At 70.0% G+C, this 25,191-nt stretch carries 21 protein-coding genes; 14 read left to right on the top strand and 7 right to left on the bottom strand.

Annotated features, from left to right (window positions below):
- Window positions 1–674 precede the first annotated feature (674 nt).
- The 4 genes from ACIRRY_RS45840 to ACIRRY_RS45825 all read right to left on the bottom strand — a co-directional run bounded on the left by ACIRRY_RS45840 (window position 675) and on the right by ACIRRY_RS45825 (window position 5,021).
- Window positions 675–1,268: a lamin tail domain-containing protein gene (locus ACIRRY_RS45840; RefSeq protein WP_403985299.1), complete on the bottom strand. Its 594-nt coding sequence runs from the start codon at window positions 1,266–1,268 to the stop codon at window positions 675–677.
- 329 nt (window positions 1,269–1,597) lie between these two features.
- The gene (locus tag ACIRRY_RS45835; protein WP_403985297.1) at window positions 1,598–3,073 is read right to left on the bottom strand and encodes a glycoside hydrolase family 16 protein; all 1,476 of its coding nucleotides are present in this window, start codon (window positions 3,071–3,073) and stop codon (window positions 1,598–1,600) included.
- Window positions 3,074–3,353: 280 nt separating this feature from the next.
- Entirely contained in the window at window positions 3,354–3,863 is a 510-nt protein-coding gene (locus ACIRRY_RS45830) for a hypothetical protein (RefSeq protein WP_403985295.1), read from the bottom strand.
- A gap of 51 nt (window positions 3,864–3,914) precedes the next feature.
- On the bottom strand, window positions 3,915–5,021 hold the full coding sequence (locus tag ACIRRY_RS45825) for a chitinase (RefSeq protein WP_403985293.1): 1,107 nt from the start codon (window positions 5,019–5,021) through the stop codon (window positions 3,915–3,917).
- Window positions 5,022–5,252: 231 nt separating this feature from the next.
- On the opposite strand from ACIRRY_RS45825, the gene ACIRRY_RS45820 reads away from it, so the two are divergent.
- Entirely contained in the window at window positions 5,253–6,566 is a 1,314-nt protein-coding gene (locus ACIRRY_RS45820) for an acyltransferase (protein WP_403985291.1), read from the top strand.
- A 214-nt stretch (window positions 6,567–6,780) separates the two neighbouring features.
- Here the strand turns inward: ACIRRY_RS45820 and ACIRRY_RS45815 are convergent, their stop codons facing one another.
- A complete protein-coding gene (locus tag ACIRRY_RS45815) occupies window positions 6,781–9,162 on the bottom strand; it encodes an endonuclease/exonuclease/phosphatase family protein (RefSeq protein WP_403985311.1) in 2,382 nt (793 codons plus the stop codon).
- A 464-nt stretch (window positions 9,163–9,626) separates the two neighbouring features.
- On the opposite strand from ACIRRY_RS45815, the gene ACIRRY_RS45810 reads away from it, so the two are divergent.
- A complete protein-coding gene (locus ACIRRY_RS45810; protein WP_403985289.1) occupies window positions 9,627–11,342 on the top strand; it encodes a beta-ketoacyl-[acyl-carrier-protein] synthase family protein in 1,716 nt (571 codons plus the stop codon).
- Between the two features lie 377 nt (window positions 11,343–11,719).
- Here ACIRRY_RS45810 and ACIRRY_RS45805 read toward each other — a convergent pair whose 3' ends face one another.
- A complete protein-coding gene (locus ACIRRY_RS45805) occupies window positions 11,720–12,772 on the bottom strand; it encodes a Ku protein (RefSeq protein WP_403985287.1) in 1,053 nt (350 codons plus the stop codon).
- 67 nt (window positions 12,773–12,839) lie between these two features.
- On the opposite strand from ACIRRY_RS45805, the gene ligD reads away from it, so the two are divergent.
- Window positions 12,840–13,721, top strand: coding sequence for a non-homologous end-joining DNA ligase (gene ligD / locus ACIRRY_RS45800; protein ID WP_403985285.1), 882 nt, complete (start codon window positions 12,840–12,842; stop codon window positions 13,719–13,721).
- A 485-nt stretch (window positions 13,722–14,206) separates the two neighbouring features.
- Here ligD and ACIRRY_RS45795 read toward each other — a convergent pair whose 3' ends face one another.
- Window positions 14,207–15,010: a nuclease-related domain-containing protein gene (locus tag ACIRRY_RS45795; protein WP_403985283.1), complete on the bottom strand. Its 804-nt coding sequence runs from the start codon at window positions 15,008–15,010 to the stop codon at window positions 14,207–14,209.
- 96 nt (window positions 15,011–15,106) lie between these two features.
- On the opposite strand from ACIRRY_RS45795, the gene ACIRRY_RS45790 reads away from it, so the two are divergent.
- The 11 genes from ACIRRY_RS45790 to ACIRRY_RS45740 all read left to right on the top strand — a co-directional run bounded on the left by ACIRRY_RS45790 (window position 15,107) and on the right by ACIRRY_RS45740 (window position 25,173).
- Window positions 15,107–15,613, top strand: a complete 507-nt coding sequence (locus tag ACIRRY_RS45790) for a dual specificity protein phosphatase family protein (RefSeq protein ID WP_403985281.1) — start codon at window positions 15,107–15,109, stop codon at window positions 15,611–15,613.
- A gap of 83 nt (window positions 15,614–15,696) precedes the next feature.
- Window positions 15,697–16,431, top strand: a complete 735-nt coding sequence (locus ACIRRY_RS45785; RefSeq protein WP_403985279.1) for a hypothetical protein — start codon at window positions 15,697–15,699, stop codon at window positions 16,429–16,431.
- Complete coding sequence (locus ACIRRY_RS45780) at window positions 16,428–17,684, top strand: ATP-binding protein (protein WP_403985277.1); 1,257 nt, start codon at window positions 16,428–16,430, stop codon at window positions 17,682–17,684. The genes ACIRRY_RS45785 and ACIRRY_RS45780 overlap by 4 nt, the downstream gene beginning before the upstream one ends.
- A gap of 189 nt (window positions 17,685–17,873) precedes the next feature.
- Window positions 17,874–18,383 carry an SH3 domain-containing protein gene (locus ACIRRY_RS45775; RefSeq protein ID WP_403985275.1) on the top strand — a complete coding sequence of 170 codons (510 nt, stop codon included), beginning with the start codon at window positions 17,874–17,876 and terminating at the stop codon, window positions 18,381–18,383.
- A gap of 61 nt (window positions 18,384–18,444) precedes the next feature.
- Window positions 18,445–19,809, top strand: coding sequence for an FtsW/RodA/SpoVE family cell cycle protein (locus tag ACIRRY_RS45770; protein ID WP_403985273.1), 1,365 nt, complete (start codon window positions 18,445–18,447; stop codon window positions 19,807–19,809).
- Between the two features lie 8 nt (window positions 19,810–19,817).
- On the top strand, window positions 19,818–21,275 hold the full coding sequence (locus tag ACIRRY_RS45765) for a penicillin-binding transpeptidase domain-containing protein (protein WP_403985309.1): 1,458 nt from the start codon (window positions 19,818–19,820) through the stop codon (window positions 21,273–21,275).
- Between the two features lie 43 nt (window positions 21,276–21,318).
- The gene (locus ACIRRY_RS45760; RefSeq protein ID WP_403985271.1) at window positions 21,319–21,795 is read left to right on the top strand and encodes a DUF3291 domain-containing protein; all 477 of its coding nucleotides are present in this window, start codon (window positions 21,319–21,321) and stop codon (window positions 21,793–21,795) included.
- Window positions 21,796–21,913: 118 nt separating this feature from the next.
- On the top strand, window positions 21,914–22,852 hold the full coding sequence (locus tag ACIRRY_RS45755; RefSeq protein WP_403985269.1) for a diiron oxygenase: 939 nt from the start codon (window positions 21,914–21,916) through the stop codon (window positions 22,850–22,852).
- A gap of 191 nt (window positions 22,853–23,043) precedes the next feature.
- Entirely contained in the window at window positions 23,044–23,697 is a 654-nt protein-coding gene (locus ACIRRY_RS45750; RefSeq protein ID WP_403985267.1) for a TetR/AcrR family transcriptional regulator, read from the top strand.
- A gap of 10 nt (window positions 23,698–23,707) precedes the next feature.
- Window positions 23,708–24,022, top strand: a complete 315-nt coding sequence (locus ACIRRY_RS45745; RefSeq protein ID WP_403985265.1) for a hypothetical protein — start codon at window positions 23,708–23,710, stop codon at window positions 24,020–24,022.
- A 140-nt stretch (window positions 24,023–24,162) separates the two neighbouring features.
- A complete protein-coding gene (locus ACIRRY_RS45740; protein ID WP_403985307.1) occupies window positions 24,163–25,173 on the top strand; it encodes a C40 family peptidase in 1,011 nt (336 codons plus the stop codon).
- Window positions 25,174–25,191 lie beyond the last annotated feature (18 nt).

The following is a 25,191-nucleotide window of genomic DNA, read 5'->3' as shown; positions in this document are numbered from 1 at the left end:
GCCGAAAGCGTGCCCCAACCCCGAAAAGACCGCACCTCACAAACACAGAGTCCCCGTCAGCACACCGACGAGGACTCATGAACGATCGAGGCTAAGAGGGAAATCGGACGGAACGCATGAGGCGTGCATCTATTGCTGCCGCTGCACGCGGCACAGAAGGTGCACCCCGCAACTAACGACCGTCGGCGCACGGCCGAGACACCACAAAGCCCATGCCCAGCGGGCTCTGCATGCGCCTCTCAACACCTCCGCTCGCGCCTACCGAGTCGCCGCGCGAGAAACGTCGAAGCGGCCCAGCGCAGTGAGAGTGTCGAGTCCGAGCTCCACCGCGATCCCAAGCCGTCGGACCAGATGGCGGGACGATGTAGACGCGCCGCGCAGAGGTGGGGCGCGGTGGAGTTGTTCGAGGGAATCGTGGCGCTTGCCAATCCACCCCAGCCCCAGCCGTCGGACCCAACACGCCTGCCGGTCAACCCACTTGATTCCGAGAGCGGCCCTACTTGTCCGCTTGATACAACGTGATGTCCTTGTTCACGAACAGGTGGACGTGACCTGACACTTGAGCCAGCTGTCTCCCAATGCGGCATGCGAGCGGCGCGCCACCCCTGGCCGGGGAAGCGCGCCGCAGATGTCACGTCACCGCGACGGTGTCATGACGGAGTGGTGCGGGTCGTTCAGTGGTGGCCGCCGCCCCCGTGGCCGCCGCCGTCGTTGCCACCGCCGTTGTGACCGCCGCCTCCGTGGCCGCCCCCGTTGTGGCCGCCGCCCTGGCCGCCACCCCCGTGGCCGCCGCCGTTACGGCCGCCCCACGACTTGTCGTCGACGAGGCGGCGGTGGTCGTTGCGGAGGGTGGCGGTGTCGGAGCGGTTGTCCCAGACGTAGTCGCGGCGGTCCTGGTAGACGTCCTTGGCGGTGTCGCGGCCCTTTCCGGTGTGGACGCGGACCGTGGCGTGGCCGTCGAGGCGGTAGTGGCGGAAGGTGTAGGTCTTGCCGTCCTTGCTCGAGAGCTTCCAGCCGTCGAGGTTGACGCTGCGGCGGTCGTGGTTGGTGATCTCCACCCACTCGTTGTTCAGCGAACGGGCGGAGCGGTCGTCCGGTCCCGGCGAGTCGGCCTGCACGCGGCTGATCTCCACGCTCGGCCGGGCCGCGTGGTCGGCAGCGGTCGCCGGCAGTGCCGCCGCGCCGACGAGAGCACCGGCCGCCAGAGCGGCTGCGGCCAGACGGCGGACGGACACGGAAGGTGAAGAGGTCACGGGTTCCCCCAGCATGGTGCGGGCACCTCCCTGGATACGGCTACGGCCGTAACCCGGGCTGTGCGGTGTGCGGGTGGCGGCCTGTTGGCCGCACACCCACACCTTCTCCACCGTGCCGTCGGGATATGAGCGATACGTGAATCGTGTTACGAGTCAGTCGCATTTCCGTGACTGTCGACTGCACCGTCCATTTATGTGCGTGATGCACCAGGTTGACGCCCCCACGAGCCGACGGGCCTTGCGGGCACTGGACCGGGTTCCGTAATCGCCACGGTGCGCCACCCCGGGCCCGTCGAGGGCGTCACCCGAAAGTGAGTAACGGTGGGCCTCCCACCTGCGCATTGTTACTGGTAGTAACAGTTCTTCGGCGTTCCTGATGCCGGGTCACCGAACACCCCGTTCGCGCAAGGAGTGCCGCCGCTGAACGAGCCGTAGAAGAACTGACCGTTCGCCCCGTACGCCACCTCGTGGGTGCCGGAGAAGGAACAGGTGCCGTTCTCCGCCGCGCAGGTCGTCCAGGTCGCGAAGGACGGCGGTGCACCGATGAGGTAGCAGGACTTCGCGGTGCCCGGGATCGGGTCGCCGAACACCGCGTTGGTGCAGGGAGTGCCGCCCGGCAGGGTCGCGTAGCGGTACGAACCCGCCGCGCCGTACGCGACCGTCATCACACCCGAGAAGGCGCAGGTGCCGCCCTCGGACGCGCACGGGGACCAGACGTTCGTCGCCGGGGGTGCCGTCTCCGCGTAGCAGGACTTCACCACCCCGGTCGCAGGGTCGCCGAAAACCGCTGTGGTGCAGGGAGTTGAACCAGTTGCCGTCGTGTAGTCGAAGCGGCCGTTCGCTCCGAAGGCCACGGCCGACGTGCCGTTGAGGGCGCAGGTTCCGTTCTCGGCCGCGCACTGGGTCCACGTGCCGGGCAGGGCTTGGCCGGTGGAGCCCGTGGCGCTTCCCGTCGTGGTGTACGCGGCCACGTAGTCGACGCTCAGCGTGCCGCCCGATGTCGTCGAGGCCGAGGGAGTGGTGCAGCCGCAGGCCGCGTCGGGGAACGCTCCGCCCATCGCCAGGTCCAGGATGATCGACTGGTTGTGGTCGAAGGCCGCCTGCCAGGTGGCGGTGCCCACCTGGGCCTCGGTGACCGTGTAGTAGGCGCTGCCGTCCAGGTAGAACGTGATCGTCTCCGCCGAGGTGTTCGTACGGTCGAGGATCATCGCGTACGTGTGGAAGCCGCCCTGGCAGCCCGGGCAGGCGCGCAGGCCGCTGCTGATTCCCGTGCCCTCGTTGCAGGGGCCGCCCGGGAAGGTGCCGCAGTGGATCGTGCCGGCCACGTCGGAGAGGGCGTTGACGTCCTCCATGATGTCGATCTCGCCGTTCTCCGGCCACTGGCCGGGGCCCAGCATCCAGAACGCGGGCCAGTAGCCCAACCCGCTTGCGGGGCTGGGCTGTTGGATGGACGCGGCGACCTCCAGCTTGCCGCCGGCCGGTGCGCCCACGTTCGCGGTCGGGGTCTGGATCCGCCCCGAGGTCCATGAACTGCCGGAGCCCAGCGCGGTGATGTTCAGGTCGCCGTTGCCGTCGAGATGGGTGTTGGCGGTCGAGTCGGTCATCGTCTCGATCTCACCGGTACCGAAGCTCGAACCCGGACCGGTGTCGAACTTCCAGTCGGCCGACGAAGGGGCCGATCCCGCCGAGCCGTTGAAGTCGTCGGTGAAGACGGTGGACCAGCCGGAGGGGGCTCCGGGGGCGGCGGCCGTCGCGGGCTGGGTGGTCGTGACGCCGTAGAGCAGGGCCACGATCGGGGTCAGGGCCGCCAGCCAGATCACTTGCCTCGTGCGCGGCGGGCGTCCGGTCGTGCCGGTTCTCCTCGATCTGAACATCGTCCGTGAGCTGAACATCGTCCGGCCTTCCTCGTGAGGCATGTGAGGTACGTGAGGTACGTGGAACTCGTGAGATGAGCGCTGTTGGACTTGGCGGAATCGGTGGAACTCGACGGCCGATGGATTGAAACGTTCAATCCGTCGGCCTCCACGCGCCGAGCCAACTCAGGGACTACTGGAACCACTAACACCACTGGGACTACTGGGACTACTGGGACTACTGGGACTACTGCACGTAGCAGGACTTCGCAGTCCCGGAGATCGGGTCGCCGAACACCGCGTTGCTGCACCCGGTCCCCCCGGACACGGACCGGTAGACGTACCGCCCGGCCGCGCCGTACGCCACCTCGTGGGTGCCGGAGAAGGTGCAAGTGCCGCCCTCCGCCGCACAGTTGGTCCACGTAGCGCAGGACGGCGGAGCGCCGATCAGGTAGCAGGACTTGGCGGTTCCGGAGATCGGATCGCCGAAGACCGCGTTGGAGCACGCCGAACCGCCGGGCAGGGTCGCGTAGTTGAACGAGCTGCCGGCGCCGTACGCCACCGTCATCACACCCGAGAAGGCGCAGGTGCCGCCCTCGGACGTGCAGGAGGTCCAGACGTTGGTCACGGGCGGGGCACTCTGGCCGTAGCAGGACTTGGCCGTGCCGGAGATGGGGTCGCCGAAGACCGCGTTGGTGCAGGGCGTGGAGCCGGTCTCCGTCGCGTAGTTGAAGCGGCCGCTCGCGCCGTAGGCCACGGCCGTCGTCCCGCTGACCGCGCAGGTGCCGTTCTCGCTCGCGCACTGGGCTCAAGTCCCGGGCAGGGACTGGGCGGTTGAGCCGGTACCGCCACCACCGCTGCCGCTTCCGGAGGTGAACGCCTGGAAGATGCGCGCGAAGTCACCGGAGTTCTGGCTGACGCCGCTGCATGTGCTCTGGGCCGAAGTCGAGCCCGCGCAGCCGCCGTTGTCGCGGTTCTGCGACCAGTACGACATCAGGGCGATCCCCCGCGAGGCGTCGAAGGCCTCGACGCCGCGGGCGTTGTCGAGGGTGAAGACCTCGCCGGCGCTGTCGTTCTGGCCGATCATCGGGGTGTTGCCGAGCTTGGCGTACGCGGCGGACGTGGAGATGCCGAACGCGCTCGCGACCTGGCCCGCCGCCGCGTCCACGGCCGTGTCGGCCGCGTTGCCCATGTCGGTGCCCGAGGAGCCGTAGTCCATGGTCATGAGGTTGACGACGTCCGGGGTGAAGCCGTTGGAGCGCGCGTTGTTCAGCACGTTCACGCCGTCGCCGGACAGGCCGCTGGGGAGGGCGGGGAGGGTGAGGGAGATCGACAGTGCGCGGCCGTTGTTGGCGGCCCAAGTGCGCACCTGGGCAAGGGCCTTGTCGCGGCGGTCGATGCCCGCGGAGTTGGTGAGGGAGGCCGACTCGATGTCGAAGTCGACGTGCGAGAGGTTGAAGGTGGTGATGACGTTCTCGATCTGCGCTGCCGCCGCCTCGGGGCTGGAACAGGAGTCGCCGATCTCGGTGAGCGCGGTGTCGGAGGTGTAGCCGCCGAAGGAGACCGAGACGTCGCCGCCCAGGCCGCGGATGCCGTCGATCTGTGACTGGAGGGCGGACTGGCCCGGCACCTGCCACTGACAGCCGGGGCCGTCGACGAACGCGGCGGTGAAGAACTTGGTGCCGTAGTTGTTGGCCACGTCCGTGAGGGAAACGTTTCCCGAGCCCGCGTCGAAGTACGGGGCGAAGACATGGGCGGGCCAGGCGTTCGGGGCGGAGGCCGCCGACGCGGGTGCCGCCGAGGCGAGACCGGCCGCCGCGAGGGCTCCGGTCAACAGGCCGGCGGAGAGCAGGGAACGGGGCACGGAGCGGGGCCAGGAACGGAGCAGGGAACGGGATCTCGATCGGGTACGCATGCGCGACTTCCAGGGAGGGATGGGGGGTGAATCGATTCAATCTCTGATCGATATTGGTGCAGACCAATTCGATGTGTGGGCCCAGGGAAGCAGCGTTGACAGGGGCGAGTCAAGGCAAGGGCGGGTCAAGAGAAACGGGGCCGGGCGCGGGTGTCGCGACGGGCACGGATTGGTTGCGGGAGAGCGCACGTCCGCCCCAACTGCCGTACCCCCACGGCACCATGGCGTCCCATGGGGGACTTGAGCCGGGACCGGGACCGCTACGTCGACTTTCTGCGGGCGTGGGCCATCGTGCTGGTGGTGTTCGGGCACTGGCTGATCACCGGGCTGGTGCGCGAGCCCCACGGGGCCATCAGCGCACCGGAGTTGCTCGCTGCCGTGCCCTGGACCCAGTGGCTCACCCTGGGTTTCCAGATCATGCCGCTGTTCTTCCTGGCCGGCGGACACGCGGCGGGCGGTTCCTGGGCGCGGGCCCGGGCTGAAGGCCGTACCGCGACCGGTTGGGTGGGACAGCGGGCGCTACGGCTGCTGCTGCCCGCCGGGGTGTACAGCGGGCTGGTGCTGGCCGCCGTGGCGATCTGCTCGGCGGTCGGGGTGGACCCCGGCATCCTCGCGCTCGTCGGGTGGGCCATGGCCATGCAGTTCTGGTTCCTGCCGGTGTATCTGCTGCTCAGCGCGGCAACTCCGGTGCTGCACACGGCACATCGGCGCTGGGGGCTGCGGGTGCCGGTGGTGATGGGAGTGGTGGCCCTGGTCGCCGACACACTCGTGGTCACCGTGCACGCACCCGTCGTAGGACTGCTGAACTACGTGCTCGTGTGGGGCGTCGCCTATCAACTGGGCTTCTGCTGGCGGGACAAGCTCCTCACCGAGCGGTCCGCCGTCCCCGCGGTCATGGCCGCGGGCGGGGCCGTCGCCTTCGCCGCGCTGGTCTGGCTCGGGCCCTTCCCGGTGAGTCTGATCCTCGTCACCGGGCAGAGTCCCAGCAACACCAATCCCCCGTCGGCGGCCATGCTGGCCTGGGCGGTCGGTCAGGTCGGGCTGGCGCTGCTGCTCGCGCCCGCGCTGCGACGGCTGCTGGAGAGCGCTCGACTCTGGCGGCTGGTACGGCCGTTGGGCGGCGCCAGTATGACGCTCTACCTGTGGCACATGCTGCCGGTGCTGATCGTCGCCGCCGCCTTCTATCTCACCGGCCTCGCACCCGAACCCGCCTACGGGTCGGGGAGTTGGTGGGCGCTGCGGGTCCCCTGGCTGGTCGTGCTCGGGGTCGTGCTGGTGGGGGTCGTAGGGGCGCTGCGGCCGTTGGAGCGCGGGCTCGCGGTCGCCTACGAGCGGACGCGGCCGGGTGATCTGCCGCGCAGGGCCTGGGCGTTGTGGTTCGGGCTGGCCGCGAGTGTGAGTGCGCTGATCTGGTTCGCGGGGCATGGGTTCGCCTACGGCGGGCGGATTCCGGTGCTGCCTTCGGTGGGGCTGGTGGTGGGGGTGGGGCTGGTCATGGTGACGGGTCGGAGTGTGGTGGACCGGGGTGTGCGCCTTAGCGTCTGAGGGGCTTCTGTTGTTGTCTTGCGAGTGCGGGCGCGTTGTGGCTTGTCGCGCCCACGCTGCGGAGCCGCATATCGACACAGCCCCGCGCCCCTTGGAGGGTTGCCCTGGCCGGGATCGCGAAGGCGCGCCCCTTAGGGAGTTGTCCTGGCCGGCATCGAGAGGCCGATGGGGCGGGGTGGCCTACGCCGTCCCGCCCCATCGGACGCCAACAGCGCTAGTGCCTACGGCACTTCGAGAGGTCGATGCGCACGATCTGCGGGTCGTGGTCGCTCGCCTGGTCCGCGAACTCCGCGTTGATGTGCACGACGTCGTAGTTGAAGGACGTCACCGCGGGGCTGGTCAGGATGTGGTCCAGGGTCTGGGAGTTGCCGTCGTAGACGTAGGTGTAGCGCTCGGCGGCGGGGAGGGTGGTGATCAGGGGCTTGAGGACCTTGTCGGCCGTCAGGGTGGTCACCGTCTGGGAGAACTCGTAGTCGTTCAGGTCGCCGAGGACGATCGCCTTGGCGTTCTTGTCGGCCGCCAGCAGGGACTTGACGAAGGTGTTGACCTCCGCCGCCTGGGCCGCGCGCTGGGTATCGGAGCTGCGGGCCGGGGGCTGGTAGCGGCCGTGGATCGGCTGGTCGCCGCCCTTGGAGATGAAGTGGTTGGCGACCACGAAGACCTGCTCGCCCTGGAAGGTGAACTCGCCGACCAGGGGCTTGCGGCTGTCCTCCCAGGCCGCGTTGGTCGGGTCGATACGGCCCGGGGAGTAGGTGAGTTCGACGCCCTTGCGGGTCTTCACCACGCTGGTGGCGGTGGTCGCGTCGCCGCCCTTGTGGTCGGTGAAGGAGACCCGCTTGGGGTTGAAGAGGAAGACCTGGCGGATGTTGCCGCCGGGCTCGCCGCCGTCCGCGTCGTTGGTCGGCGAGATGTAACGCCACTTGTAGACCGGGCCGCCCGCCGCGCGGACCGCGTCCGTGAAGCGCTTCAGGGTGCCCTCGGCCGTCACCGTGCCGTCGTTGGTCGCGCCGTTGTCGTCCTGGATCTCCTCCAGGGCTACGATGTCAGGGGAGTTGAGGTTGACCGCGACACCCTCGGCGAGCCGGTCGAACTTCTCCTGGGTGTCGAGCGCGTCCAGGTTCTCCACGTTGTACGTGGCGACCGCCAGCTCGTCCTTCTTCTGACGGCGGGTCACCTCCTGCTTCAGGCCGTTGTCGACGAGGGTGCCGAGCTGGGTGGCCTGGACGTTGTAGCCGCCGTAGGTGGAGTAGTCGAGGGGACCGGTGGTCGCGCCTGACAGTTCGTCACCGACGTTGGCGGCGGGGAAGGTTGAGGTGGTGTCGAGCGACATGACCTCGATACGACCGGTGTTGGGCTGGTCGTAGGAGGAGTAGAGGGTGCCGCCGCGGGCGGTGGCGTTCTCGTTCGGCTTGACCGTGACCCACAGCTCGCCGTACGCGTCGCTCGCGCCGACCACACGGGCGTCGGAGAAGGTGACCCGCATGCCCTCCAGGGACTCGAAGAAGTCCTGGGCGTAGACGGTGGGTTGGAGCGCGAGGGACTCGATGCTGCCGCCGGACGCGGTCGGGATGTAGGCGTCGGGGACCGAGCCGGCGTCCAGCGTCACGGCGTCCGGGAGGGCGTTGCCGCCGGAGAGGACCGTGGTGGTCGGGCCGGTGATCTCGGTGTTCGACTGGCTGGTGCTGCTCGGGTAGTACTCGCTGACCTTGCCGGTGACCAGGACCGAGTCGCCGACCGCCACGGTGGGCTTGGTGGAGCCGGTGTAGACGAAGACGGCCTCGCTGGTGCGCGGGTCGGTGTCGGGTGTCGGGTCCTGGATCCAGTAGCCGAGCGAGCCGCTGGAGCGGACGCCGGTGACGATGCCCGGGACCCGGGTGACCGTCTGGCCGGCGTACGGCGAGAGGCGGGTCGTGCCCTGGATGTCGTGCACGCGGACGGTTCCGGGGTCGGTCGGCGAGCCGCCGTCGCCACCGCCGCCGTCGCCCGAACCGGGCGTCTGGCCCGCCGAGTTGACCGGTGACGGGGTGGCGGCGGTGAAGTCCGCCGCGTTGTCGTCGGTGTCGGCGAGCGAGTCGGCGCGGGCGACCGCGGCCGTGTTGGAGGCGCCGGTGGCCGGGCCGCTGCCCTCACGGACGACCGCGGTGCCGTAGCCCGTCAGGTCGACGATCCGGGTGTCGGCCGCGCAGTCCGCGGCGGTCTTGCAGGTCAGCGCGGTGGTGCCGGAGACTAGGGCGATCGTGCCGGTGGTGGCGCTCATGGCGATCGAGCCGGTGGCGTCGGTGGTCGGCAGCGCGGTGGTGCCGCCGCTGCCGGTGCCCTCGCCGACCAGGTAGCGGGCACCGGGGGCGATCGCGCCGGTGAGGGCGGTGACCTGCCAAGTGGAGCCGGAGGAAGGCGTACCGGGCAGGTACTGCACGCTGTAGCCCGACAGGTCGTAGGCCGTGGAACCGGCGTTGCCGAGTTCCACGAAGTCCCGGGTCAGGGTCGCTCCCGAGTTGCCCCCGCCGCCGTACACCTCGGCGATCACCGCCGAGGCCGACGGGGTCGCGGACGCGGTGGGCAGGGAGGTGAAGGCGAACGCTCCCGCCGCGCCCACCGAGACGATCGAGTAGGCGGTGCGGCGGGCGCGGGATCTGCGCCCTTCAGGTCTGGACACGCTGGCGGTCTCCTCGTGCTTCGTGTAGCTGCCGATACCGGGTGCCTGTGGGGAGTCGGCTCAAGTTACGCGCGTAGAAAGGGAGTTGCCAGAGGGCCTCGCGTTAAATCCAGGGAACAAGTGAGTGCGGGGGCGGGGGCGGCGGGTGCGAAAGTGACGTTCCACACATAAGCGTGGTGATCAATCCGGGCAACTCGCGCTATCCGGGCGGACCTTGAGAGCCTGGAGAGCGCAACCGGTTCACATTTCAACCGTGGCTTTTTCCGATTTGATCCCGTTCACTTCGGGATGGTTTGCCGTAGGGCATAAGCCCGTTCCGTCCCTGTGGAGTGCGTAGAGATATGCCCAATTCATCCGATTCATCCTCATCCGATTCATCGCAAGTTCCCTTCGCTCCGCACCCGGTGAGCGCGGCCGAGGTCATCCCGGGCGATCTGATCGCCCTGACCCCCGACGACGCCGATCGCGCCTGCTGGTACGTCGTCACCCACACCCTCCCCGAGACCCCCGAGACGATCCGGGTCTCGCTGCGGCCGCCGCTCGGCGGGACCGACCACGACGAGGTGCTCGGCCGCGACCGCCGGGTCACCAGCGGGGGCCGGCGGCTGGACGCCGGGGCGGTACCGCGACTCGTCTCCGACGACCTCGCCGGCGTCGGGTTCCGGGAGGGCGACCGGGTGACCTCGCTGCGGGTGGTCGATCCGGGGGCTGACGAGGTGTCGTACGAACGGCGTTGGGGCGTGTGGCATCGCGACCTCGACGGGGCGACGCAGGACGTCGCCACCGACGCCGAGGTCCGGGGATGGGCGGACGCCGAGACCGTCGTACGGCATCGTCCGCGGCCGGAGCGGGTGGCGGCCGCGGGTGGGCCGCGGCGGGTGGTGGTCACCGGGCTGGGGGCGATCACGCCGCTCGGGGTCGGGGTCGACGAGCTGTGGCGGGGGCTGCTCGACGGGCGGCACGGGATTCGGGAGCTGGAGGGCGAGGAGTTCGCCGAGTTGCCCGTGCGGGTGGCCGGGACCGTGCCCGTCGATCCGGCGGAGCTGCTGCCGCGGGCGGCGGCGCGGCGGATGAACCGGGCCGCGCAGTTCGCGGTGCTCGCCGCGCGGGAGGCGTGGGGCGACGCCGGGTTCGTGGCGGGCGGCACGCGGGAGAGCGGGCTCGATCCGGAGCGGGTCGGGGTCAGCCTCGGGGCGATCCTCGGGGACGCGTCCGTCCTCGTCGGCGGCGACCGCAAGCTGCGCGACAAGGGGCCGCGTGCGGTCTCGCCGCTCACCACCCCCATGACCGTGCCCTCGCAGGCCGCGTCCCAGGTCTCCCTCGACCTGCACATCACCGGGGAGGCGCGCACGGTCACCGCGGCGTGTGCCTCCGGCACCGAGGCGATCGGGGCGGCCATCGACCGCATACGGTACGGCCGGGTCGACGTCGCCCTCGCGGGCGGGGCCGAGGCGGTCGTCACGCCGGCGATCATGGCGTCGTTCGCGGCGATGCGGGCGTTGTCCACGCGGGGGTTGGCGGACGGCTCGTCCCCGTCACGGCCGTTCGGCAAGGACCGCGACGGGTTCGTGAACGGGGAGGGTGCCGGGGTGCTCGTCCTGGAGGCCGAGGAACACGCACGCGCGCGTGGAGCACGGATCTACTGCGAGGCCGCGGGGTGGGGGCTGTCCGCCGACGCGCATCACATGGCGGCGCCGGATCCGTCCGGGGCCGGGGTCGCGCTCGCGGTGCGGCGGGCGGTGCGGGACGCGGGCGGGCATGTCGTGGACGTCGTCCATGTGAACGCCCATGCGACGGCGACGGTGGAGGGGGATCTGGCGGAAGCGGTGGCGTTGCGGGCGGTGTTTGGGCGCAGAAACGTTCCTGTGACCGCGCTCAAGGGGAATCTCGGGCATCTGCAGGGGGCGGCGGGCGGGGTCGAGGCGGTGGCTACGGTGCTGACGTTGTGTCACGGGGTGGTGCCGGTGACCGTGGGAGCGGGGGAACTGGACGACGCGATCGGGCTCGATGTGGTGACGGGGGTGGCGCGGGAGTTGCCCGGGGGTGGGGATCTCGCGTTGAGCAACTCGTTCGGGTTTGGGGGGCATAACGCGGTGTTGGCTTTGCGGCGGGTGGGGTAGCGCTTCGCGGGGAGCGGTGAGGTACGGCGGGCGGGGTCTCGCTGCGTGGGGATTGGTGAACTGCGGTGGGTGAGGTGGCGCTGCGGGGGATTGGTGAGCTGCGGCGGGTGGGGTGGCGCTCCGTCGGGGCGGCTGAACTGCGGTGAGTGGGGTGGCGCCGCGTGCGGAGCGGTGAACTGCGGTGGGTGAGGTAGGGCGACGCGGGGAGCGGGGTGCCGCGGCGGGCGGGGGCGCTGCACGGAGAACGGCAGGCTGCGGCGGGTGGGGTAAAGCTGCGCGGAGAACGGCAAGCTACGACGGGAGTGGCGCTACGCGGGCACCGGTGAACTGCGGCGGGTGGAGCAGCGCCGTATGGAGACCGGGGAAGGGACTGCGGCTCAGGCCGTTCGTTTTCGGGGCGTTGCCTTTTTTGCCGGGGTCTTTTTCGCGGTGGTCTTCTTTGTTCCCTGGGTTGTCTTCTTCGTCGCGCTTGACGGCGTCGTCTTGGTCGTCGCCTTGGGGGTCGTCTTCTTCGCCGCTGTCTTCTTTGTTGTCGTGGAGGTCGACTTCTTGCCGGTGGCCTGTTTGGGGGTCGCTCGCGGTGAGAGGGGTCTGACCTCGGCTTTCGTATCGGTGTCCGTGGCTCGTGACTCCTGCGCCTCTCGGACGCTCTTCTCCAGGGCCGCCATCAGGTCCAGGACCTTGGCGCCGGGGGCCGGGGAGGGGGACGGGGACGGCTGTTCGCCGGAGGCCTTCGCCGTGATCATCTCCTCCACCGCCTCGCGGTAGTCGTCGTGGAGATCGGCGAGGTCGACCTCGCCCAACGTGTCCATCAGGGCGTCCGCGAGGTCGAGTTCCTTGTCGCGGACGGTGACGCTCGTGTCGGGGGCTACGCCCTCGGGGACGCGGATCTCGTCCGGCCAGAGCAGGCCGTGCATGGCGATCACGTCGTCGACCACCCGCAGCATGCCGAGGCGTTCCCGGCCCCGCAGCGCGTACTTCGCGATGGCCACCTTCTGGCTGCGCTTCAGCGCCTCGCGCAGGAGTGTGTACGGCTTGGCCGCGGGGACGCCGTTCGCGGAGAGGTAGTACGCCGCGTCCATCTGGAGCGGGTCGATCCGGTCGGCCGGGACGAACGCCACGATCTCGATCGTCTTCGCGGTCGGGATCGGCAACTGCGCCAGATCCTCGTCCGTGATCGGGATCATCGTGCCGTCCGCGTCCTCGTAGGCCTTGCCGATCTCGGCCTGGGCGACCTCGCGGTCCTCCAGTTCGCAAACCTTGCGGTAGCGGATGCGGCCGCCGTCCTCGGTGTGGATCTGGCGGAAGGAGATCGAGTGGCTCTCCGTCGCGTTCACCAGCTTGATCGGGATGCTGACCAGGCCGAAGGAGATGGCCCCGTTCCATATGGATCGCACCTGCCGCGCCTGCCTTCCGGTGTCGGGTCCCATTCGGATCTCGTCCGGTTTTCGTCCGGCTCTCGTCCGGTTCGTCATGTATTCGTGGGATTCTTATCGTATGACGCCGATCACAGAGGTGGAGGGGCGAAGGGTCGCGCTCAGCAACCTGGACAAGGTGCTGTACCCGGCGACCGGATTCACCAAGGGCGAGGTCCTGCACTACTACGCCACGACCGCCGACGTCCTGCTGCCCCATCTGCGCGACCGGCCGGTGTCCTTCCTGCGGTACCCGGACGGGCCCGACGGCCAGCGCTTCTTCACCAAGAACGTGCCGCCGGGTACGCCCGACTGGGTCACCACCGCGGAGGTGCCGCGGTCGGAGGGGCCGGCGCGGATGGTGCTGGTGCAGGATCTGGCGTCCTTGATGTGGGCGGCGAACCTTGTCACCGAGTTCCATACGCCGCAGTGGGTGATCGGGGCGGCGGGTCTTGCCGACCGGCTCGTCTTCGACCTCGATCCGGGGGTGCCGGCGACGGTCGTGGAGTGTTGTGAGGTCGCGTTGTGGTTGCGGGAGCGGCTCGCTGTCGACGGGATCTCGGCCTACGTCAAGACGTCCGGGGCGAAGGGGTTGCATCTGTTGGCGGGGGTGGTGCCGGTGTCTTCGGAGCGGGCCGTGTCGTACGCGAAGGAGTTGGCGGTGGAGGCGGAGGCGGCGCTGCCTCGGCTCGTTGTGCATCGGATGACGCGGAGTCTGCGGGCGGGGAAGGTGTTCGTCGACTGGAGTCAGAACGCGGCGCGGAAGACTACGGCGACTGCCTATACCCTGCGGGCGCGTGGTGAGCCGGGGGTGTCGGCGCCGGTGACGTGGGAGGAGGTGGGGGCGTGTCGGTCTGTGCGTCAACTCGACTTTGTCGCGCCGGACATGGGGGTGCGGTTGGCGGAGTACGGGGATTTGTTGGGGGCGTTGCTCGATGGGGGGCGGGTGGGGGTTGTGCCTTGATTTTCGCCCCCGCCGCCCCTACCCGTCCCATCCCATCCCCAGGGGCTGCCGCCCCTTCCGCCCCGCCCTGGGGGCTGCGCCCCCAGACCCCCATCGGCCCCGAAAGGGCCTCGTCCTCAAACGCCGGACGGGCTGAGTGATGCCGGCCTGCGTTGAGAAGTGAGCGCCAGAGACGTTGAGTTGGCGATCCGCGCTGGGAAGTGAGCTCCACGGAAATTGGACCGGCAGCCTGCGCTGGGAAGTCAGCTCCACAGAAACTGGACCGGCACCCTGCGCTGGGAAGTCAGCTCCACAGAAACTGGACCGGCACCCTGCGCCGGGAAGTCAGCTCCACAGAAGTCGAGTTGGTGGCCCGCGCTGGAAAGCACCCCCACCTCCGGGCACCCCCATCACCCCAAGCGCGCAGTCCAGTCGCCGCTCAACTCACCAGCACAGGTGCCCTGTTGGTCTCCAGTCCTCGCACACACTCACACACACGCGTCCCCTCAAACCCTCCCCCACGTATGCCGATCCCGAGCCATCGCATGCAACGCCTCCACATCCGCCGGCTTCAACACCCCGCCCGCCCTTGCCAGTCCGGAGAGTTCCGTGTCCTGGAGTACGCGGATGTCGCGGAGCGGGGTCGTGATCGTGATGGTGGTCGGGCCGGAGAGGGTGAGGACCGGGTGGACCTCGGCGGTGAGGGCGTAGGAGGCTCGGGCCGCGTCGGAGCGGACTCGGCGGAGGAGGGGGAGGGGGTCGCGGCGGCCCAGGGTGACCATGGGGTCGGCGATCTGGACGCGTTGCTTGCGGGCGTACAGCGTGTGGAGGGCGAACAGGCCGCCGGGGCCGATCACCAGGTGGTGGAGGCGGTCGCCGCCGGGGAGCGGGATCGAGTGGAGGGTGTGCCAGCCCGCGCCGTCCAGGTCGTCCAGGGCTTCGCCGACCGCCTGTTCGGCGGTCAGGGCGCGGCGGCGCGGGTCCGGGCGGAGCCGGTGCTGAGGGCCCGGGTCACGGTCGAGAGCGACGTGGAGGGCCTCGCCGGGACGGTTGGGGGCGAGGTCGTCGTCCGGGTGGAGGGTGAGCCGCGCGAGTTCCGCGGGGGTCGGCACCGGTGGTGGGCCCACCGTGACCGGGCCGGTGAGGAAGGGACCGAGGGCGTGCAGCACGTCCTCTCTGCTGTCCTCGCTCAGCAGGTTGATCCGGGCCGCCTCCCGGTCGTACCAGGCGACGTTCCTTCCGTCCGTGTGACAGACGTACAGCCGTTCCTGACCATGGCGCCAGGTCGGTACGATGCGCAGTCCGCTCATGCACCATCACCCCTCGACCATGGGAACAGGCGGGGTGCTCAAGGGGCAAGAACCCGGTTACCTTTGGGTCAGTCGCTGGGGCTTGGGGAGGCGCCGTTGCGGACGCGCAGGAAGCAACCCGACGTACCCGCTCCGGACAGTCCGTGGAGCGAGATCACGCCCGGTCTGTGGATGGGCGGGCACGAGTTCAGGGGGCGCTCGGGGCAACTGGAGTTCGCGGTGGTGCGGGACGAGTTCGATCTCGTACAGACACTGCTGCGGCTGCCGGGGCACGGGCCGGACCCCGGTGTCGAGCACCATGTGTGGCCGATTCCGGACGGACCGCTGGACGGGACGCAGCTCACGGGCGTGATGCGGCTGGCCGTCGCCGCGTGCGACGCGCTGGACGCGGGGCGGAAGGTCCTCGTCCGCTGCTACCACGGCTACAACAGGTCGGGCCTGGTCGTCGCCCACGCGCTGGTCCGCCGCGGGTACTCCACCGACGACGCGATACGGCTGATCCGCGCCCGCCGCTCCCCGTGGGCGCTCCACAACGAACTGTTCGTGGAGTATCTGCGGGCGGGACTGTCCACGGCCCGGCTGTTGGAGGAACTGGCCGAGTAGTCGAGTGAGTGGGTGGGTAATCGTTTCCCCTGCCCGGGCCCACGGGTGAACAAAAAGGACTTCCGTACGAATAGGGTGTATGGGTGCCGCTCACTCGCCCCGCCCGTACCACCGCCCTCGTCGTCCTGCTGCTGGCAACCGCCGCGGCCTGCGGTGACACCGGCGCGCTGCGGGGCGCGGGGGCCACCCCGACGGCGACCAGCCCCGCCCGGCTCTGGCCGAATCTGTCGCCCGCCTCCTCCCCCGCCTACGACTTCGACGAGGCCGACACGGAGATCGTGAAGGGCATCACCGTCCCTGGGGACGACATCCGCAAGGTGGACCCGATCGCCGTCGTACGGGCCGAGATCGCCGCGAATCCCAGTGACTACGACGGCGCCAGGGCGCCGTATCGGGGAACCGCTGAGCAGATCGCCGACTGCGCGAGCGGCGCGTACGCGGGGCGCTGTCCCGTCCTCAAGCCCTACTACCGCGACCTCACCGGCGACGCACACGACGACCTGACCCTCGGCTTCCGCCTGCTGCCCACCAAGATGACCGCCGTGCGCGTCTACACCGTCGAGAAGCACCGGCTCGTGCGGGTCATGGCCAACGACGACGCGGTCAGCGGGGTCGAACTGGCCGGGCGTTCCGTGATCATCCGCTCGCCGTCCGAGCTCGCGGGGTACGAGTACCGCGTGCAGTGGACCTGGGACGCCGACCAGAAGGCGATGCTGCTGACCCACGACGAGTTCCTGCGCACGGACGGCCGCAAGCACGGAGTCCGGCGCGCGACACCGGCACCGACACCGACATCCGTCACCTCGGCGACGCCGTGACGAGGCTCGCGCTGCCCCGCTGGGCCGGGACCCTCGCCTTCAAGTCCGCCGTGTTCATCACCGTGATGTGCTGCGCGCTGGCCGCCCTCCTCGGTGTACTCGTGCATGTCTCGGTGACCGACCGGACCGTCGGCCAGGCCCGCGGCCTCGCGCTGTCGCGGCTGAAGGAGGCGACGACGCAGTACGAGGCCGGCGACTCGCTCCTGCACGGCGCCGGCGTCGATCCCGCGGACCTGCCCGTGCCGCTACGGCGACTGGCGGGGGCCGGGGAGCGCGGCACGATGGTCGGCAGGCACCGGGGGTACCCCACGATGTGGGCGGCGGGCCCCGCCTCCGGAGACCGGGTGCTGGCCGTGGCGGTCGACTACTCGCAGGGCGCCGACACCATCGCCGGCCTGGACCGGGCGATCGTCTGGTCCTCGGCGCTGGCCATCGGGGCGACCCTGCTGGTCGGCGCGTTCGCGGTGACCCGGGTGACCCGGCGGTTGCACGGCACCGCGCAGGTGGCCCGGCGGATCAGCGCGGGTGACCTGGACGCGCGGGTCGACGATCCCCGTACCAGGGACGCGACCCTGCCGCAGGACGAGGTGGCCGCGGTGGCCGCCGCGCTCGACACGATGGCCTCGTCCTTGCAGGGCAAGCTGCTGACCGAGCAGCGGTTCACCGCGGATGTCGCCCACGAGTTGCGGACCCCGCTGACCGGGTTGCACGCGGCGGCCGAACTGCTGCCGCCGGGGCGGCCGACCGAGCTGGTGCGGGACCGGGTCGCGGCGCTCCGTACGCTCACGGAGGATCTGCTGGAGATCTCCCGGCTCGATACCCGGAGGGAGCAAGTCGAGCTGGACACCGAGCAGTTGGGGGTGGTGGCGGGGCGGGTCGTGGGGGCGTCGGGGAGTGGGGCGGAGGTCGTCGTGGTGCGGGACGCGTGGGTGGAGACGGATCGGCGGCGGCTTGAGCGGGTGCTCGGGAATCTTGTCGCCAACGCGTGTCGGCATGGGCGGGGGCCGGTTGTGGTGACCGTGGACGGGGTGGTCGTGACCGTGCGGGATCACGGGGACGGGTATCCGGGGTATCTGCTGGAGCACGGGCCGCAGCGGTTCCGTACGGAGGGCGGAGCTACCGGGCATGGGCTGGGGTTGACCATCGCGCTCGGGCAGGCGGAGGTGTTGGGGGCGCGGCTGGAGTTCTCGAATGTGGACGCCGGTGATGGTGGTGGGGCGCTGGCGACGTTGACGTTGCGATCAGATCGGTAGTTCGTCGGGGGCCGGCCGGTGGGGACCGGCCGCGCCCACGCGGCGGAGCCGCACATCGATACAGGCCCGCGCCCCTAGAGACAAAAAACGAAGCCGTGCTCGTGTGGACCAACATGACGAGGCGCCCCCACTCCCCTCCCCCTAATGTGGCGAACAGTCAAGTTCGTCCCATTTCGTGGAGGTATCTTCATGTCCCTCAGCCTCTCCCTTCGCCGTCTTGGTATAGCGGTGGCCGCCGGTGCGCTCGTGACCGCCGCCGCCGTCACTCCGGCCGTGGCCGACGACGAGTGGGGCGACGAAGACCCGGGCATCAGCCGCCCGAGCGACGACGGTGGCCGTGGCGACTACAACCAGCAGGACGACGACGGTCGCGGCGACTACCAGCAGGGCGACAACGACGGCCGCGGTGACTACAACCAGAACCAGCACGGCGACCACAACAACAACAGCAACAACAACAACCCGCGCCGCTACCGGGGCGTCGTCACGGCCAGTGAACTGGCCCTGCGCTCCCGCCCGGACCGCGGCAGCAGGATCATCCGGTACGCCTACCGCGGCGACCGCGTCTCGATCTTCTGCAAGACCAGCGGCTCCAACGTCCAGGGCAACCACCTCTGGTACCTCCTCACGGACGGCACCTGGGCCTGGGGTTCGGCGCGCTACATCGACAACATCGGTCCCGCGCCCCGCTGGTGCTGACGGGCGAGACACACGCGACACCCAAGGCACACAACACGTCCCATTTGGGTAAGTTCCGGACATGACCAACGCGGGAACCACCGTCACAGCGGACCTGCCCACACCCGCTGTACGTCTCCCCCGGCGCCGTGGCATCGAACTCACCCTCATCGTCGTAGCCGTACTCCTCTCGGTGTACGGCTACTGCGCTGTCGGTCTCGCCAAGAACGGCACGGTCCCGCCCGGCGCCGCCGGCTACGGCGCCGGGCTCGGCGTGCTCGCCCTGCTGGCCCATATCGCGGTGCGGCTGCGGGCCCCGTACGCCGACCCGCTCCTGCTCCCGATCGGGGTGCTCCTCAACGGCCTCGGCCTGGTCCTGATCTACCGGCTCGACCTGGAGACCCCGGGTGACCGCGCCGCGCCCGCCCAACTCGTGTGGTCCACCCTGGGCGTGACGCTCTTCATCGTCGTGGTCGTCGCCCTCCGCGACCACCGCGTCCTTCAGCGCTACGCGTACGTCTGCGTGGCCGCCGCGCTCGTCCTCCTCACCCTCCCCGTCCTCTTCCCCGCCGTGAACGGGGCCCGGATCTGGATCCGGATCGCCGGATTCTCCATCCAGCCGGGCGAGTTCGCGAAGGTGCTCCTGGCCGTCTTCTTCGCCGCGTACCTCGCGGCCAACCGCAACGCGCTCGCCTACGCCGGCCGCCGTGTCCGGCGCCTCCAGCTCCCCACCGGCCGCGTGCTCGGCCCGATCGTCGCGATCTGGCTGATCAGCGTCGGCGTACTGGTCCTGGAACGCGACCTGGGCACCTCCCTCCTCTTCTTCGGCCTGTTCGTGACGCTCCTCTACGTCGCCACCGGCCGCACCGGCTGGATCGCGGTCGGCCTGCTGCTGGCGGCCCTCGGCGCGGTCGCGGTGGGCCGGCTGGAACCGCACGTCCACAGCCGCGTCCTCGACTGGCTGCACCCCTTCGCGTCGATCGACGCGGGCGAGGGCCCCAACCAACTCGCCCAGTCCCTCTTCGCGTTCGCGGCCGGCGGCATGCTCGGCACGGGCCTCGGCCGCGGCCACTCGATCCTCATCGGCTTCGCCGCGAAGTCGGACTTCATCCTGGCGACGGCGGGCGAGGAACTGGGCCTGTCCGGCCTCTCCGCGATCTTCATCCTCTACGGCCTGTTCGTGGAGCGCGGCTACCGGGCGGGCCTGGCGCTGCGCGACCCGTTCGGCCGGCTGCTCGCGGTCGGGCTCGCCTCGATCGTCGCGCTCCAGGTGTTCGTGATCGCGGGCGGGGTGACCGGCCTGATCCCGCTCACCGGCATGGCGATGCCGTTCCTCGCCCAGGGCGGCTCCTCGGTCGTCACCAACTGGGCGATCGTGGCCCTGCTGATCCGGCTCAGCGACTCGGCCCGCCGCCAGTCCGACTACGCCATCGAGGTGGCAGCGTGACCGACTCCATGACCCGCCACATCCGCCTGGCAGCGGCCTTCTGCACCCTGCTCCTGCTGGCCCTGCTGGTGAACGCCACCCGCGTCCAGATCTTCCAGTCCCGTTCCTACGACGACAACGTCGCCAACCGCCGCCACACCATCGCCCGTTACGGCCAGCCACGCGGCGCCATCCTCGTCGGCGGCAGGCCGGTCACCGGCTCCCGGGACTCCGGCGAGCAGCTCCGCTACGAACGGACGTACAAGGACGGCCCGTTGTACGCCCCCGTCACCGGCTTCGCCTCGCAGGAGTACGGCACGACGCTCCTGGAACACTCCGAGGACGGCATCCTCTCCGGCGCCGACTCGATGCTCTCGCCGTTCCCCCTGTGGAACGACCTGACCCGCGCCCAGAACCCCGGCGGCAACGTCGTCACGACTCTCAACCCGGCGGCCCAGCAGGCGGCGTACGACGGACTCGGCACCCGCACGGGCGCGGTGGCCGCGATCGAACCGTCCACTGGCCGCGTCCTGGCGCTGGTCTCCACCCCGTCCTACGACCCGGGCTCCCTGTCGGGCAACGGCCGTACCGCGAACCGCAGTTGGTCCCGGCTGAACGCCGACCCGGACAAGCCGATGCTCAACCGGGCGGTACGGCAGACCTATCCGCCGGGTTCGACGTTCAAGGTGGTCACCGCGGCGGCGGCGCTGGACGCGGGGGTGGTGACGGATCTGGACGCGGCGACGAAGTCACCCGACCCGTACACGCTCCCCGGCACCTCGACGACCCTCACGAACGAGGGCGACGGCTGTGTGGACGCGCCCCTGCGCTCGGCCTTCGAGTGGTCGTGCAACACGGTGTTCGCGAAGCTGGGGGTGGATGTGGGCGTGCGGGACATGAGCGGCACGGCGGAGGCGTTCGGCTTCAACGACACCGGTGTGCGGATCCCCTTCTCCGTCTCCCCCAGCACCTTCGACACCACCCTGGACAAGGCCCAGTTGGCGCTGTCGTCGATCGGCCAGTACAACACGCGGGCCACGCCGTTGCAGATGGCGATGGTCGCGGCGGCGGTCGCGAACGGCGGGCAGGTGCGGCAGCCGTATCTGGTGGAGCGGACGACGCGGCGGGGCGGTGAGACCGTGTCGACGGCGGGCTCCCGCCCGGTCCGCCAGGCGATGCACCCCGCGACCGCCGTACAGATGAAGGAACTCATGGAGGACGTGGTCACCGAGGGCACCGGCACGAACGCGGCGATCCCCGGTGCCACGGTCGGCGGCAAGACCGGCACCGCGCAGCACGGGATCGGCAACTCCGGTACGCCGTATGCCTGGTTCGTGTCCTGGGCGCAGGGCGAGCGGGACCTGGAGCCGAAGGTGGCGGTCGCGGTGGTGGTGGAGGACGCGTCGGCGGACCGGTCGGACATCAGCGGGGGCGGGGACGCGGCGCCGATCGCGAAGGCGGTGATGGAGGCGGTGCTCGGCCTGTGAGACGGGGGTGTCACGGCACGGGCGCCCGACCTACCGTTCGGTGATGACTGAGCCGTTGACAGTACCCGCGTACGAACTCGCCCAGGTCAACATAGGACGTCTCCAATTCCCTCTCGACTCACCGGAGTTAAAGGACTTCGTGGACGCCCTCGATCCCGTGAACGCCGCCGCCGACGCGGCCGAGGGATTCGTCTGGCGCCTCCAGTCCGACACCGGCAACGCGACCGACGTCCCCGTCCTCGGCGACGAATGGCTGATCATCAACATGTCGGTGTGGCGCGACACGAACGCCCTGACCGCGTTCATGTACCAGGGGCAGCACCGGGAGTTGCTGGCCCGGCGCCGCGACTGGTTCGAGCGGATGCGGGAGGCGATGACGGTCCTGTGGTGGGTGCCGACCGGACACCGCCCCACGGTCGCGGAGGCGGAGGAACGGCTGCTGCGTCTGCGGGCCCACGGTCCGACGCCGTACGCGTTCACCTTGCGCTCCGGGCCGATGGACCCCGCACAAGGGATTTAGACCACGCACAGGGGATTTGGATCGCGTCAGGGGATTGACGAGCTTGCTGACAGGCAGTCTCATAAGACTCGGAGGATGTGACCGCTGGTAACACGCCGATACGCGAGGTGGGAGAACCATGACGACCCTGACCGAAGCCGACGCGGTCGACGGGCTGCGGGACGCGCTCGGCCTGCTCAAGGACCGTGAGCAGGTGGCCGAGCGGCTGCTCGTCTCCTCCGCCAGGCACTCCTTCGACCCCGACAAGGAACTGGACTGGGACGCTCCCTTCGAGGACGGCAAGTGGTTCTGGCCGCCGGAGTTGGTGTCCCTGTACGGCACCCCGATGTGGAAGCGGATGGGCGAGGAGCAGCGGATCCTGCTCTCCCAGCACGAGGCCGCGGCGCTCGCCTCACTGGGCATCTGGTTCGAGCTGATCCTGATGCAACTGCTCGTCCGGCACATCTACGACAAGGCGGCGACGAGTGCGCATGTGCGCTACGCGCTGACCGAGATCGAGGACGAGTGCCGGCACTCGAAGATGTTCGCGCGGCTGATCTCGCGAGGGGACGCGCCCTGGTATCCGGTGGGCCGGGCCCATCAGAACCTGGGGCGGTTGTTCAAGACGATCTCCACCACCCCGGGTTCGTTCACGGCGACGCTGCTCGGGGAGGAAGTGCTCGACTGGATGCAGCGGTTGACGTTTCCGGACGCGCGGGTCCAGACCTTGGTCCGGGGGGTCACGCGGATCCATGTGGTCGAGGAGGCTCGTCATGTGCGGTACGCGCGGGAGGAGTTGAGGCGGCAGATGGTGACCGCGCCGCGGTGGTCCCAGGAGTTCACGCGGGTCACCTCCGGTGAGTTCGCGCGGATCTTCTCCATCGCCTTCATCAATCCCGAGGTGTACACGAACGTCGGGCTTGATCAGCGGGAGGCGGTCGCTCAGGTGCGGGCGAGTGGGCATCGGCGGGAGGTCATGCAGGCGGGGTCGAAGAAGTTGACGGACTTCTTGGACGACATCGGTGTGCTGCGGGGTGTCGGCCGACGGTTGTGGAGGGCTTCGGGGCTATTGGCTTGAATTCAGAGTGCGGGCCGGTGGGGGCTGGTCGCGCCCCGCGGCGGAGCCGCATATCGGCACCGCCCCGCGCCCCTGAAGGCCGGACCACTCCAGTTGCTTCCAAGGGGTGCGGGGCCGAGTCGATGTGCGGCTCCGCCGCGTGGGCGCGACCAGCCACGACGTACCCGCACCCGCCCGACTACCCTGCACCCATGCCCCCCGCCGCCTCCACCCCCGCCTACCGCCGCCTGAACGTCGAGGAGCGGCGCAGCCAGCTCCTCGAAGCCGCCCTCACCCTCTTCGCGCACCGCGCACCCGAGGAGGTCTCCCTCGACGACGTGGCGGAGGCGGCCGGGGTCTCGCGCCCGCTGGTGTACCGGTACTTCCCGGGCGGCAAGCAGCAGCTCTACGAAGCCGCCCTGCGTTCCGCCGCCGAAGAGCTCCAGCAGTGCTTCGACGAACCCCGCGAGGGCCCGCTCCTCCCCCGCCTCGCCCGCGCCCTCGACCGCTACCTCGGCTTCGTCGACCAGCACGACGCCGGGTTCAGCGCGCTGCTCCAAGGCGGGAGCGTCGTGGAGACGTCCCGTACGACGGCCATAGTGGACGGCGTCCGGCGCGCCGCCGCCCTGCACATCCTCAGCCATCTCGGCGTCGCCGAACCCGGACCCCGGCTGCGGATGACCGTACGGATGTGGATCACGGCCGTAGAGGCGGCCTCGCTCATCTGGCTGGACGAGGACAAGGAGCCGCCGGTCGACGAGTTGCGGAACTGGCTGGTGGAGCAGTTCGTGGCGGTGCTGTCGGTGACCGCCCGGCGGGATCCGCAGACCGCCGCGCTGGTCCAGGGCCTCGGGGCGGATGGCTGACACTGGGGGCGTGAAGAGCGAAGAGACCCCGTTCGAGGGCGGCCCCATGGACGGGCGCTCCCTGCCGATCCTCCTCGGCCCGACCGGAACCCCGCCGAAGACCTACCGCATCCCGGTCCCCGACGACGCCGGCGGCCCGCCCACGGTCCTCGTCTACCGCCGCGTGCCCAGGGCACACAGCAAGCGGCTCGGGCTCCCCAAGGGCTGGAAGTACGAGTACGACCCGCAGGGCAAGCGCGGCAGCGGCCTGCGCTGGCCCTGGTCCAAACCGGACTCCGCACCGGACGCCACGCCGGGCGGCAAGCCGGACGACACCCACGGGTGACGGGGTTACGCCGAACCGCACACCCGGCGCGCGGACCCGGCGCCCGCGACTGATGCTCACGGTGCGGGGCGGAAAGCCCGCCGCGCACCGGAGGTGATGACGTGTCAGGAAGGCTTCTGCGTCTGGTCTGTACGGCAACGATGGCGGCCGGCACCGTCCTCGCACCGCTCCCCGCCGCGGCCGTACCCGATCCGCGGGCACCCGGACAGCGCCCCGTGGCCGAACTCCTGACGGACCTTCAGACCCTCTACCGCGAAGCCGAACAAGCCACCGAGACCTACAACGCCACCGAGGAGAAGCTGAGAAAAAAGCACTCGGAGGTCGACCGCCTCGACTCGGCACTCTCCCGCGCCCGCCTCTCCCTGCACGACAGCCGCGGCGCCGCCGGCCGACTGGCCCGCCAGCAGTACCAGAACAGCACCGCCCTCTCCCCGTACGTCCGCCTCCTCCTCGCCCACGATCCGCAGCACGCGCTCGACGAGGGCCATGTCATCGGCCAGTTGGCGCGCGAACGCGCCGAGACGGTGGGCCGACTGGTCGGCAACGAGAAGAAGAGCGACACCCTCGCCCGCGCGGCCCGCAAGGCCCTCGACTCCCAACTCACCCTGGCCACCGACCAGAAGAAGGCCCGCGACGAGGTACACCAGCGCCTCACCGACGTCGAGAAACTCCTCACCACCCTCACCCCCGACCAACTCACCGCCCTGGCCGCCGTCGAGAAGACCAACACCGACAAGGCCCAACAGGAACTGGTCACTTCAGGCGCCCTCGGCGACGACAACCACGAGCCCTCCCGGGAGGGCGACCGGGCCTTGCGCTACGCGGTACAGCAAGTGGGCAAGCCCTACGAGTGGGGCGCGGAGGGCCCGAAGACCTACGACTGCTCGGGCCTGACATCCGAGGCGTGGGGGCACGCGGGCACCCCGATCCCGAGGACGAGCGAGGAACAGTGGGCCAAGCTGCCGAGAGTCCCACTCAACGAACTACGCCCCGGAGACCTGGTCGTCTACTTCCCCGAGGCAACGCACGTGGCCCTGTATCTGGGCGCCGGCCAGGTGGTACAGGCCCCCCGCACAGGAGAGAAGGTCCAGGTATCACCTGTGGCGTCCTACCCGATCCTGGGAGCCGTCCGCCCAGACCAACCCACCTAGGGGCGCGGGGCCGTGACA

This window comes from Streptomyces sp. NPDC101776 (genome assembly GCF_044766845.1).
In the GTDB taxonomy this organism is placed as follows: Bacteria; Actinomycetota; Actinomycetes; order Streptomycetales; family Streptomycetaceae; genus Streptomyces.
Note: the sequence above shows the minus strand (reverse complement) of the source record. Positions and strands in the feature narration are given on the sequence as shown.